This window comes from Aeromonas sp. WP2-W18-CRE-05, from assembly GCF_014168615.1.
GTDB lineage: Bacteria > Pseudomonadota > Gammaproteobacteria > Enterobacterales > Aeromonadaceae > Aeromonas > Aeromonas caviae.
The window spans coordinates 494,513-506,568 of sequence record NZ_AP021917.1; the positions used below are offsets into that span (position 1 = coordinate 494,513).

General features: G+C 63.5%; 9 protein-coding genes. 6 read left to right on the top strand and 3 right to left on the bottom strand.

Annotated features, from left to right (window positions below; translation table 11 throughout):
* Positions 1-66 precede the first annotated feature (66 nt).
* From deoA to H7R73_RS02445, 4 genes are all read left to right on the top strand, one after another.
* Positions 67-1,398, top strand: a complete 1,332-nt coding sequence (gene deoA / locus H7R73_RS02430; RefSeq protein ID WP_069652232.1) for a thymidine phosphorylase — start codon at positions 67-69, stop codon at positions 1,396-1,398.
* 14 nt (positions 1,399-1,412) lie between these two features.
* Complete coding sequence (locus tag H7R73_RS02435) at positions 1,413-2,621, top strand: phosphopentomutase (protein WP_039039948.1); 1,209 nt, start codon at positions 1,413-1,415, stop codon at positions 2,619-2,621.
* Between the two features lie 133 nt (positions 2,622-2,754).
* A complete protein-coding gene (gene deoD, locus H7R73_RS02440) occupies positions 2,755-3,468 on the top strand; it encodes a purine-nucleoside phosphorylase (RefSeq protein WP_182951464.1) in 714 nt (237 codons plus the stop codon).
* Positions 3,469-3,600: 132 nt separating this feature from the next.
* Positions 3,601-4,386 carry an RT0821/Lpp0805 family surface protein gene (locus H7R73_RS02445; protein ID WP_232091556.1) on the top strand — a complete coding sequence of 262 codons (786 nt, stop codon included), beginning with the start codon at positions 3,601-3,603 and terminating at the stop codon, positions 4,384-4,386.
* Between the two features lie 117 nt (positions 4,387-4,503).
* On the opposite strand, the gene H7R73_RS02450 is transcribed toward H7R73_RS02445, so the two are convergent.
* Positions 4,504-6,759 carry a sensor domain-containing diguanylate cyclase gene (locus H7R73_RS02450; RefSeq protein WP_103260863.1) on the bottom strand — a complete coding sequence of 752 codons (2,256 nt, stop codon included), beginning with the start codon at positions 6,757-6,759 and terminating at the stop codon, positions 4,504-4,506.
* A 65-nt stretch (positions 6,760-6,824) separates the two neighbouring features.
* The gene (locus tag H7R73_RS02455) at positions 6,825-7,433 is read right to left on the bottom strand and encodes an AhpA/YtjB family protein (RefSeq protein WP_182951720.1); all 609 of its coding nucleotides are present in this window, start codon (positions 7,431-7,433) and stop codon (positions 6,825-6,827) included.
* A gap of 193 nt (positions 7,434-7,626) precedes the next feature.
* Between H7R73_RS02455 and serB the strand changes: the two genes are divergently transcribed.
* Together serB and H7R73_RS02465 are read left to right on the top strand one after the other, a co-directional pair.
* Positions 7,627-8,631, top strand: coding sequence for a phosphoserine phosphatase SerB (gene serB / locus H7R73_RS02460; protein WP_103260862.1), 1,005 nt, complete (start codon positions 7,627-7,629; stop codon positions 8,629-8,631).
* A 28-nt stretch (positions 8,632-8,659) separates the two neighbouring features.
* The gene (locus H7R73_RS02465) at positions 8,660-9,565 is read left to right on the top strand and encodes an alpha/beta fold hydrolase (protein ID WP_103260861.1); all 906 of its coding nucleotides are present in this window, start codon (positions 8,660-8,662) and stop codon (positions 9,563-9,565) included.
* Between the two features lie 57 nt (positions 9,566-9,622).
* On the opposite strand, the gene H7R73_RS02470 is transcribed toward H7R73_RS02465, so the two are convergent.
* Positions 9,623-11,998: a PilZ domain-containing protein gene (locus tag H7R73_RS02470; RefSeq protein ID WP_103260860.1), complete on the bottom strand. Its 2,376-nt coding sequence runs from the start codon at positions 11,996-11,998 to the stop codon at positions 9,623-9,625.
* Between the last annotated feature and the right edge of the window lie 58 nt (positions 11,999-12,056).

Below are 12,056 nucleotides of genomic sequence, written 5' to 3' on the forward strand. Positions count from 1 at the left end.
GTGCGCCGCCCCCTTTCGGATCTGGTTCGGTCTGTGTTCGTGCGTGATGCACGGAGGGAATGAAAGATGTTTTTGCCTCAAGAAATTATTCGCAAGAAGCGCAACGGTGAAGCGCTCAGTACCCAAGAGATTCAATTCTTCGTTCAGGGCATTACCAACAACACCATCGGCGAGGGGCAGATCGCGGCCCTGGCCATGGCGGTCTACTTCAAGGACATGACCATGGATGAGCGGGTCGCCCTGACCTGCGCCATGCGCGACTCCGGCATGGTATTGACCTGGGACCACCTCAACCTGGGCGGCCCCATCGTCGACAAGCACTCCACCGGCGGTGTGGGTGACGTCGTCTCCCTGATGCTGGGCCCCATGGTCGCTGCGTGCGGCGGTTTCGTGCCCATGATTTCCGGCCGTGGTCTCGGCCACACCGGCGGTACCCTCGACAAGCTGGATGCCATCCCCGGCTACCAGACCTCGGTCGACAACGACCGCTTCCTGAAAGTGGTGAAAGAGGCGGGTGTCGCCATCATCGGCCAGACCGGCGATCTCGCCCCGGCGGACAAGCGTATCTATGCGGTACGGGACATCACCGCCACCGTCGAGTCCATTGCCATGATCACCGGCTCCATCCTCTCCAAGAAGCTTGCCTCCGGGCTCGAAGCCCTGGTAATGGATGTGAAGGTGGGCTCCGGCGCCTTCATGCCGACCTTTGAAGCCTCCGAGGAACTGGCCAAGAGCATCGTCGCCGTGGCCAACGGTGCCGGCTGCCGCACCTCTGCACTCCTGACCGACATGAACCAGGTGCTGGCCTCCAGCGCCGGCAACGCCGTGGAAGTGCGCGAAGCGGTGCGCTACCTGACCGGTGAGTATCGCAACCCGCGCATCCACGAAGTGACCATGGCCCTGTGCGCCGAGATGCTGATCTCCGCCGGTCTTGCCAGCGATGACGGCGATGCCCGCACCAGGTTGCAGGCGGTGCTGGACAACGGCAAGGCAGCCGAGATCTTCGGCCGCATGGTGACCGGCCTGGGTGGCCCGGCCGACTTCATGGAGCGCTACGACGCCTACCTGCCCAAAGCCGCCATCGTGCGCCCCGTCTACGCGGCCCACAGCGGATTCGTCACCGCGATGGATACCCGTGAACTGGGTCTGGCGGTGGTCGCCATGGGGGGCGGTCGCCGCGCCGCCGCCGACAAACTCGATTATGCCGTCGGTCTGACCGACTTTATCCGCCTGGGTCAGAGCGTCGATGCTGACAAGCCGCTCGCCCTGATCCACGCTCAGACAGAAGCTCAATTTGCCGAGGCTGCCCGCATGGTGCAGGCTGCCGTGAAGATCGGCGACACCCGACCAGAGGCGCTGCCCGAGGTTTACCGTCGCATCGGTCTGGCTGATTTGTAACAAGGGGAAGTCCCATGAAACGTACCTTTATTCTGATGATGGACTCTTTCGGTATTGGTGCTGCCGCCGATGCCGACAAGTTCGGCGACGTGGGTGCCAATACCCTTGGCCATATCGCCAAGGCGTGCGCCGCCGGTGAGATCGAGGGCCGTGGTGCTCTCAACCTGCCAAACCTCAGCAAGCTGGGTCTGGGCCACGCGGGCGAACTCGCCAGCGGCACCTTCCCGGCCGGACTGAACAAGGATGTCGAGGTGATCGGTGCCTACGGCTTTGCCCAGGAGCTCTCCTCCGGCAAGGACACCCCGTCCGGTCACTGGGAGATTGCCGGCGTGCCCGTCTTGTTCGAGTGGGGTTACTTCCATGACCACCACAACAGCTTCCCGCAGGAGCTGCTGGATGCCATCGTCGAGAAGGCCGGTCTGCCCGGGTATCTGGGCAACTGCCACGCCTCCGGCACCCAGGTGCTGGACGATCTGGGCGAAGAGCACATGCGCACCGGCAAGCCGATCCTCTACACCTCTGCCGACTCCGTGTTCCAGATCGCCTGCCACGAAGAGACCTATGGCCTCGAGAAGCTCTATGAGCTGTGCCACATCGTGCGCGAGCTGCTGGAGCCCTACAACATCGGCCGCGTCATCGCGCGTCCGTTCGTGGGCAGCGGCAAGGGCAACTTCAAGCGCACCGGCAACCGCCACGACTACTCCGTGCTGCCGCCGGCGCCGACCGTGCTGGACTACATGAAGGAAGCGGGTGGCCAGGTGGTCTCCATCGGCAAGATCGCCGACATCTATGCCCAGCAGGGCATCACCAAGCAGGTGAAGGGGACCGGTCTGACCGAGCTGTGGGACAGGACTCTGGAAGAGGTGAAAGCGGCCGGTGACCAGACCATCGTCTTCACCAACTTCGTGGACTTTGACTCCTCCTACGGTCACCGCCGTGATGTCAAGGGCTACGCCGATGCGCTGGAGTACTTCGACTCCCGCCTGCCGGAGCTGTTCGACCTGCTGCAGGATGGCGACGTGGTGGTGCTGACCGCCGACCACGGCTGTGACCCGACCTGGAGCGGTACCGACCACACCCGCGAATACATTCCGGTACTGTTCTACGGCAAGCCGGTCAAGGCGGGCTCAGTCGGTCGTCGCGAGACCTTCGCCGACATCGGCCAGAGCATCGCGGCCTACCACGGCCTGCCTAAGCTGCAATACGGTACCAGCTTCCTGTGATGGTGACCCCGGGCCGGTTCGCCTGCCCGGGGTGCCACAGGGCCCCGGTTTCCTGTAATGTACCGCCGCCGCGCAGGCAGCGGACAATCCATAAAGACAATAAAACTCAACCTAGTGTGAAGGAATAAAGAGAATGGCAACTCCTCATATCAATGCGAAAGATGGCGCCTTTGCTGATACCGTGCTGATGCCGGGCGACCCCCTGCGTGCCAAGTACATCGCCGAAACCTTCCTGGAGAACGTCGAGCAGGTGTGCGACGTGCGCAACATGTTCGGTTTCACCGGCACCTACAAGGGTCGTCGCATCTCCGTCATGGGCCACGGCATGGGCATCCCGTCCTGCTCCATCTACGCAAAAGAGCTGATCACCGACTACGGCGTGAAGACCCTGATCCGCGTGGGCTCCTGCGGTGCCGTGCGTGAAGACGTGAAACTGCGTGACGTGGTGATCGGCATGGGTGCCTGCACTGACTCCAAAGTGAACCGTCTGCGCTTCAAGGACCACGACTTCGCCGCCATCGCCGACTTCGACCTGGTGGCCAATGCCGTTCAGGCCGCCAAGAACAAGGGCGTGGCCGTGCGCGTGGGCAACATCTTCTCCGCCGATCTGTTCTACACCCCGGCCCCCTCCATGTTCGACGTCATGGAAAAATACGGCATCCTGGGTGTCGAGATGGAAGCCGCCGGTATCTATGGCGTGGCCGCCGAGTACGGTGCCAAGGCGCTGACCATCTGCACCGTCTCCGACCATATCCGTACTGGTGAGCAGACCACCTCCGAAGAGCGTCAGCTGACCTTCAACGACATGATCGAAATCGCGCTGGACTCCGTCCTGCTGGGTGACTGATCCCAGGCTTCGGTTCCACGCAAAAACGGCGACCCAGGGGTCGCCGTTTTTTTATGCCTCATCGGGATGGAAAACTCAGCTGGCGAGTTGCGCTGTCTATACTTTCGGGCAACTCCTCATGAGGCTAACACCATGAAACGAATATATATCCTGCCTCCGCTGCTGCTTGCCATGATGTTGATAGTCCCGACGCTCTGGCAGGAGGCGCTGGCGCTGGAGGGCAGGGGCCAGCACATGCCCCAGCACAGGTCGGCGCCGCAGCGGGTATCCCAGCCCCACGCGGTGCAGCACAGGGCCGTGCCCCGCCAGGCCAATCGGGAGTCGGTAAAATTCAACGAGGGGTGGGGCAATGTGAGGGCGCGGGACAAGGCGACCCGGCCGGTTCATGTCAACCAGCGTCAGATACAGGATCGCCATGTCGAGGGCAACCATCAGCTGGACAACCGCCACATCGACAATAGTCGTGACATCAGGGGCAACAACCTGGTCATCGACAATCACCACAACAATATCGTCGTGCCACCGAACCGGCGCCGTGTCTATCACGACGTGGTGGTGGTTCGTCCCTATGGCCACTGGTATGGGGGCTATGGCAGTTATTACGACGACAACGATGCCTGGAAGTGGCTGGCCTTCACCGCCATTACCCTGAAGCTCCTCGACAACATCAATGAGGAGCAGCAGCGGGAGCACGAGGCGGCCCAGGTCAAGGCGACCACGGCCCCCCTGAACGATCCCGTCACCTGGAGTAATGGTGACGCCTCCGGCTCGGTGACTGCGGTGCGGGAAGGGACCAGCAGCAGTGGCCGCTACTGCCGCGAATTCCAGCAGACCATCACGGTGGGGGGCAAGAAGGAGGATGCCTTCGGTACCGCTTGCCAGAAGCCTGACGGCTCCTGGGAGATCGTTTCGGATTGAAAGCCAGCAGGTGAGAGGGGCGTTGACTCCCGATCTGCCAAGCTGCGGGGAACTGGGAGTGGGTCAAGAAACGGGGAGGCATGAGGCTTCCCCGTTGCTTTGGGGGCTGACAGCCCCTTATGCCGTGCTGAGATCGAGGGCGAAGCGCCCCTTGCCCGCCTGCTTGGCCTGGTACATGGCGGCATCGGCCCGGTGCAGCAGATCATCGATGTGACAATACTGACCCGAGTGGCAGAGGGCGCCTCCTATGCTGCCGGCAAGGGGCAGCCGGTGACCGGCCACGTCCCCGGGAACCGCCATGGCCGCCAGCAGCCGCTCGCACAGGGCGGGCAGCTCCTGCGCCGGTTGGCGCAGGGCAGGCAGTATGATGGTGAACTCGTCGCCGGCCAGGCGCGCCACCATGTCCCCCGGGCGCACCTCGGCACTCAGCACCTGGGCAAAGCGCTGCAACAGGGCGTCGCCGACATGGTGGCCCAGTCTGTCGTTGATCCCCTTGAAGCCGTCGAGATCGAGGAACAGCAGCCCCAGGGTCTCGGCATTCTGACGTACCCGCTCCAGCTCCCGGGAGAGGCGCAGGGTGAAGGCGCGCCGGTTGGGCAGGCCGGTGAGGGGGTCGTGAGCCGCCTCGTGTTCCAGCTGGCTTTGCAGCGCCTTGAACTCGGTGATGTCGCTGCCGAGGATGTAGACCCCGGGCTCGTCGCCCCGGCTCGGGATCATGGTGATCCTGAGGTCACGCTGGCCTATGGGCAGCTCGAAGCGGCGCTCGAAACTCACCTGTTCACCGGCGAGGGCCTTTGCCACATAGGCCATGGCCCTGTCGTGGGCCTCCTCGCCGATGACGTCCCGCACGCTCATCTCCCGCATCTGTTCGGTATCGAGCCCGAAGTAACGGCAATAGGCCTGATTGGCGAAGAGATAACGCCCCTCGGGCGACACCATGCTGATGGTGACGGGCAGGCCATCGGTGATGGCCCGCAGCCGGGCCCGGCCACGCTCGATCTCCGCGAGCACCTGGCGGCGGGCCGTGATGTCGTGCAAAAACAGGGCGAGGCGCACCTTGCCGTCGAACTGGTAGCGCTCGGCGATCACCTCGACCGGGATGTGCCGTCCGGCGCGGGTGCCGATGTCGCACTCCAGCCGCCGTGGCGGACTCTGCGGATTGCCTGACAGGCTCAGCAGGGGGTGATCGGCGCCAAGCAGCCCGAAGAGGGGACGGCCCAGCATCTCGTCGGCGTGCCAGCCGAGCAGGGTGGTGGAGGCCGGGTTCCAGCCTGTGATGATGAAATCGGCATCGAGCTCGAGGAAGGCATTGCTGGTGTGCTCCAGCATGTGCTGCAGGCGGCGCTGCTCCTGCCACAGCTGCTGCTGCATGGCGCCGCGCTCGCGCATCTCCTGATGCAACTGCTCCACAGTGCGGGAGAGCTCCCGGGTCCGTGACTGCACCTGCTGCTCGAGCCCTTGCTGCAGCCGCACGAGTTCGGCTTCGGCCTGTTTGCGCTCGGTGAGGTCGGCGAACACGGCGATCATGTGGGGGGCCATGGTGCGGCTCTGGCAGAGGGTCACGCTGAGCTGGACCCAGCACTGGGTGCCATCGGCCCGTATCATCCGCTTCTCCAGCCGGTAATCCTGCCGTTGCCCCGCGATAAGGGCATCGAACAGGGGCTGCTCCCGCTGCAGATCTTCGGGATGGGTCATGGCGAGCCAGGTCCTGCTCAGCATCTCGTGCTCGCTGTAACCGAGCAGCCGCTCCAGCCCCGGGTTGGCTCTCAGCCATTTCCCCTCAAGGGAGGAGAGGGCCATGCCCACCGACGACTGGTTGAAGGTCAGGGTGAAGAGATGCTCCTTGTCTTCCAGCACCTGGTTGAGGGTGCGCACCTGGTGGCGCCGCTCCAGATCGTGCAGGGTGTTCTCCACCAGGCGGCCGAAGTCGTCGAGATCCCGGCAGGCATCTTCGTCGAGATGGCGTGGCACATGGTCCACCAGGCAGAGGGTGCCGAGCACCACGCCATCGAGGGCGCGCAGGGGTCGACCGGCGTAGAAGACCACACCGGGATCATCGGTCACCAGCGGATTGTCGGCAAAGCGGAGATCCCGTCTGGCATCCGGTACCTGCATGATCTCGGGACGCAAAATGGCATGACAGCAGAAGGAGTGCTCCCGGTTGATCTCGCACATATCGACCCCGGTGCGGGCGAGAAACCACTGCCTGTTCACGTCGGTCAGGGAGACCATGGCGATGGGGAGTGCGAAATGGCGGGTGATGAGCCGGGTGAGGCGATCAAGCTGATCGATGGGCTCGTGGTCGAGCAGGCCGAGGATGCGCAGTCGTTCCAGTCGACTGTGTTCATCCCGAGGCAAGGGGGGGGCAATCATGTGGCTCTCCTGCCAGTGATCTTGCCAGTGTTATATACAAGCCGGAGGATGGGATCCACTGCCGCTTATTGCGGAGCGGCGGGTTTGCTCTGTTTCTTGTGCTTGCGCACCCGCATGTAGTTGCGACGCACCCCGTAGGAGATGAGCAGGCCGGCCAGCAGCATCACCAGCAGCATCAGGCGTTGTTTCTCCTGGTTGACCTTGAGATGGGTATCCTGTGCGGCCAGCAGTTTCTGCTCTTCCAGGGTGATCCTCAGATAGCCCAGGGTCAGGTTTCCGTCCTGGATCTCTTGGACGAACTGGATGCGCCCCTTGCCCTGCTCCGGCAGGGATTTGTTGTCGCTGCCGATGGGCAGCAGACTGTCCAGCGGCAGGGCGTTGTCCGACTGGGCGAGGGGAATACCGCGGGCGTCATAGAGGGTGACGTCCAGAATGTCAGGCTCGGCGGCCAGATCCTGCGCCAGTCTCTCCAGTTCGCTCTCCTTGTCCTCCTTGATCCAGCGGCGCATGTCCCGGGCGGCATAGGCGACCAGCGCCTGTGCCCTGTCCCGTGCCGCCGCGTGCAGGGCGGCCTGGCTCTCTCCCTGCATGTGGATGAGCAGCACCAGCACCCAGAGACCGAGCAGGACTCCCGCCGTCAGACTGACAACACGTTTGATGGGAAGATGACGCACAGAACCGGGCCTCTGGTAATGGATGAGCGGGGCTGGCTGGTGCCCCGGTGCCGCGAAGCGGGAAACAGGGTGGTCTGTTTCCATGTCTGCCCGCACCGCAGGCGGGATCTTGGCGCTTGCCTGTACAAAAAGCAATACGCTACTCTGGGCCCGCATGTTGAACCCCATGATTTCCAAGGAAGGCGTCTCTCTTATGTTGTTGTCCCAACTTCCCCGCTCCCTGCACGACTGGTCCGGGGCCCTGAGCTGTGCCCCCTGCTGGCAGCTCACCAACGAAGCCTTGCTGCCCGCGGCCAACGCCCACGACAGCGCCTGGATTGTCCTGTTTGGCAAGGGGCTGGAGGCCGGTCATCTGGCCCGCCTGGCCCAGCAGCTGGATGCCCTGGGGCTGGAGGCCAGCCTCTATCCCGCAGGGGAGCAGGCCGGTATTCCGCTGCTGCTGCTTGGCACCAACCGTTTCTCCCCCGAGCTGGTGCAGGCGCTCAAAGCCCAGGAGTGGGACATCGACCTGTGTCATCTGGCTGCCCTGCCCACCCTGAGTGAGCCCGGTCTGCTGGTGATGGACATGGATTCCACCGCGATCAGGATAGAGTGCATCGACGAAATCGCGCGGCTGGCCGGGGTCGGTGAGCAGGTGGCGGCCGTTACCGCGGCAGCCATGCAGGGCAAGCTGGAGTTTGCCGACAGTCTGCGTGCCCGGGTGGCGCTGCTGGAAGGGGCGCCGGTCACCATCCTCGACGAGGTGGCGGCCGACATGCCCTGGATGCCGGGCCTGGCACTCATGGTCGATACCCTCAGGCAGGCTGGCTGGAAGGTGGCGATCGCCTCCGGTGGCTTCACCCGTTTTGCCGGCGAGTTGCAGCGTGCCCTGGGTCTGGATGCCATTTTCGCCAACGAGCTGGCGGTGGAAGGGGGCTTGCTGACCGGCAAGGTGAGCGGCCCCATCGTCGATGCCGCCGCCAAGGCCGAGGCACTGCAACAGCTGGCCTCGGAGTACGGGGTGGTTGCATCCCAGACGGTCGCGGTCGGCGATGGTGCCAACGATCTCAAGATGATGGGGGTGGCGGGGCTTGGCATTGCCATTCATGCCAAACCCCTGGTTCGTGCCCAGGCGGCGGCGACCCTCAATCACCACGATCTGGAAGGGGTGCTCTGCCTGCTCGGCGCCCTGGCTTGTCGCGACCGACGCTGGTGCTGATCCCGCTCAAGGAGGAGCCGATCACGAGATGGAACTGTTACAGCAATCCCTGTTTGTCCCCTGCGGTGAGCATCGACTCCATGTGCGCCATATCCAGCCCGGTGTCGCGGTGCATGCCGACCCCATCCTGATGGTGCACGGGGCCATCGAGAACGGCCGCATCTTCTACACCGAATCGGGCAAGGGGCTGGCCTGCTTTCTGGCTCGCCACGGGTATCAGGTCTATGTGGCGGATCTGCGTGGTCGGGGTCTGAGCACACCGACCATCGCCGAGCGGGCCGGCCACGGCCAGCATGAGCTGATCACCGAGGATCTGCCCGCCTTGCAGCGCTGGGTATCGACCCGCCATGCCGGTGCCCGGGTGCACTGGATGGCCCACTCCTGGGGCGGCGTCATCATGGCCTCGACCCTGGTGCGCTTCCCCGAGCTGGCGGAGCAGGTTGCCAGCCTGGTGTTCTTCGGCACCAAGCGGGGGGTCTCGGTGCAGAACCCGGAGCGCTGGTTGAAGGTGGATCTGATCTGGAACCGGCTCGCCCCCTGGCTGGCGCGCCGCCAGGGGTTTCTGGCCGCCCGCCGGTTGAAGATAGGGGCCGATGATGAGCCCCTGCGCTACCTGCAGGAGACCATCCCCTGGGTCAAGTGCGGGCCCTGGCAGGATCCCTTTGACGGTTTCGCCTATGACGAGGCGGCGAGCCGGGTCAACTGGCCCCCGCTTTGGATGATCTCCGCCAAGGCTGACAAGGTACTTGGCCACCCCGTCGACGTGCGCCGCTTCAGCGACGAGATGGGCTCGGCCGCCCGCCACACCCGCCTTGGGCGGGACAACGGCAACCGGCTCGATTACGACCACATCAACATGTTGACGGCGCCCCAGGCACAGGAGGATCACTTCCCCGACATCCTCGCCTGGCTGCGCAACCCCCAGGCTGCCTGATAGACAAAAAAACGGGCACTTGCGTGCCCGTTTTTTGTTGTCTCCCGGCCCTGCTGGCTAGCGGGGCCCGGATGGTATGCCAAGGCGGAACAGGGTCGCCTCGGTGGTATCGGTCAGTTCACCCACGCCCACGACACTCCAGAGCTCCTCTTCCAGCTTCTTGGCCTTGTGAATGGCGAACTTGGCGATGTAGTCCAGTTCACCCGCGATGAAGCTGGTGTCCGGGCGGCCGGTGCGCGAAATGCCCACCAGTACCGAATAGAACTCTCCCTGTTGCCGAGCCAGCTCGATGAAGCGGCGCTTTTGATCCGGTGAGCTGAAGCTGCTGGCCAGGTGGCTGCGAAACAGGGGTGTTCCCCCCTGGGAGTGGAGGGCGGCGATGTAGACCTCCTCCTCTTCCGGCTTGTCTTCCCGCTCGATGGCGCGCAGGGGATTGAGCAGCAGGGCCTTGAGCAGCGCCCCCTGGAACAGGGGATACAGGTTCAACTGCTGATCCTGCTCGGCACAGATGCGCAGCAGACGGGAAAGGCTGCGTGGTTGTGGCGAGAGGCCGGCCGCGGCCAGTTTCGGGGCGGTCTTGAGCTTGTTCACATAGACGGGGGTGTTGAACAGGTGGTGGGTGTAGAGGTTGCGCAGCGCCCTGGCCATGCCGCGATAGCGATTGAACTCCCGGGTGGTCTTGAGCTTGTTCTGGTTGCTTTCGATCAGCAGGCTGAAGAACTGGTGGCCGGTATGGCGCTCGGCCGTCCCCTCGATGCACAGATGCAGCACGGTTCTGCTCAGGTTGAGGCTGACCAGCCGATAGGGCAGGCGTTGCAGGTCCATGTTCCTGGCGAGCTCCTGCAAGCGGGGCAGAGCCACCGTGATGATGTCTCCCTTCTCCCCGTCGAACGGCTCCTCCAGCTCGATTTGCATGCCGTGGGCCGAGATGTCTCGGGTCCAGCCGACCCAGGATCGCTCCTTGTGATGCAAGACGATGGCCGTCTTGTGCATGTAGCGCGCCTCCTTGCGCAGTTGCACATAGTGCAGCGTCTCTATCTCGAAGGGGGCGGCATGGATGTCATGGCCAAAGCGCTGCAAGGCGTTGGCGTTGAGCGGATCCTGACCCGTCTCTCGCTGGAACTCGTCGCGCTGGTTGTCCAGGTTTATCTCCTGCAGCATGCCCACGTATCCGAGCTGGGCCAGGCGCTCGCGCAGCAGCCTGTCCTGCAACGGGCTCGCCCCGCCCTGGGGGTTGTCGAGGTCGGCCTCCCGCAGGGTGCAGGCTTCCATGCTGAACTTGTATACCCGCCAGCTGGGGCGGCGGGCGCCGATCTGGAAGAAGAGCGCGGTCAGTCCGCTCTGTTCCAGCTCCTCCCGGGTCGCGGAGAAGAAGTAGAGGTGGCTGCGTACCGCATGGGTAAAGCTGTAGATCAGCGTCTCGCGCAGCCCCTCTTTGCCTGGAAGCAACGAGGGCATGCGGGCAGCGGTGAAGAGGCTGGCGAGCATGTCGCGGTTCTTGGCGTCGCGCCAGTATTCGAGAATGTGCTGGTTGTTCTCGGTGCGCAGGGCGATCTCGAGGGCGGGGATGCTGCCCTTGCCGAAATAGAGGGGCATGCCGGTCATGCGCGGCAGATAGAACTGCTCATACCCCTTGATGACTGCGGCGGAGAGCAGGTAGTCGACGCTGACGCGATAGCGGCTGCGGTTGCGCTCGATGAAGTCGCGCAGGAACTCGTCGAACACCGGATGTTCGCCGTTCTTGAGTAGCCTGAGCCAGAATTTGTCCTCTTTTCTCTCCTCCCCCAGGATCTGGTAGCTGACCGGGTCACGCAGCAGGGGATGGGGATGATCGCGTTCCAGTCCGGTGAAGAAGACGGCTATCAGGTCGCCTGTCTGGTAGTCGGGCAGATAGGGCACGGATACCCGGATGCCGCCGAGGGAGATGTCGGAGCTCTTGGCGAGGATCTTCTCGCCGTTGGCGAGCTGGAGCACCATGGGCGAGCTGAAGTGCATGCGCTCTTCCTGTCGCCCGTAATGGCTGGCGAAGGGGATGGCGCTGACATCGAACGGACGAAACGGGCTGATGGGCAGCGCCAGATTGTCGCTGCGCCCCTGGTTGAGTTTGTACCAGGCTTGCAGCGCCTCGTAGACCCCCAGGGTGTAGCTGTCCCGGTAGAGGTAGCACTGGGATTGAAACAGCTCGATGGCCTCGGCAGGCATGAAGTGGGTCACCCCGTCGAACTCATGCACCTGACAGAGGGCGCCCAGCTCGTTGCGCATGTCGATGACGCGCCGACAGGGGGTGCACTTGCGTTTGAGTTCCATCTTCAGCAGGAACCGGCTGTTGGTATTTTCGTTCTGGGTCAGACGGTTGAAGATTTCGTCGAAGTCCTTTTCCCGGAGCAGGGGGACAAGTTGTTCTATCAGATGTAGTGGTTGTTCTGAATCCATGTATTCCTGCCGCGGAAAGTCACTTTTCCGATTCTGGGTTTGATCTGCCGGTCGCAAA

What these genes read in the sequence shown, in the direction of transcription:
- H7R73_RS02470 (WP_103260860.1), bottom strand. Translation starts at nt 11,998, where the DNA reads ATGGATTCAGAACAACCACTACATCTGATAGAACAACTTGTCCCCCTG.
- deoD (WP_182951464.1), top strand. Translation starts at nt 2,755, where the DNA reads ATGGCAACTCCTCATATCAATGCGAAAGATGGCGCCTTTGCTGATACC.
- H7R73_RS02465 (WP_103260861.1), top strand. Translation starts at nt 8,660, where the DNA reads ATGGAACTGTTACAGCAATCCCTGTTTGTCCCCTGCGGTGAGCATCGA.
- serB (WP_103260862.1), top strand. Translation starts at nt 7,627, where the DNA reads ATGTTGTTGTCCCAACTTCCCCGCTCCCTGCACGACTGGTCCGGGGCC.
- H7R73_RS02450 (WP_103260863.1), bottom strand. Translation starts at nt 6,759, where the DNA reads ATGATTGCCCCCCCCTTGCCTCGGGATGAACACAGTCGACTGGAACGA.
- deoA (WP_069652232.1), top strand. Translation starts at nt 67, where the DNA reads ATGTTTTTGCCTCAAGAAATTATTCGCAAGAAGCGCAACGGTGAAGCG.
- H7R73_RS02435 (WP_039039948.1), top strand. Translation starts at nt 1,413, where the DNA reads ATGAAACGTACCTTTATTCTGATGATGGACTCTTTCGGTATTGGTGCT.
- H7R73_RS02445 (WP_232091556.1), top strand. Translation starts at nt 3,601, where the DNA reads ATGAAACGAATATATATCCTGCCTCCGCTGCTGCTTGCCATGATGTTG.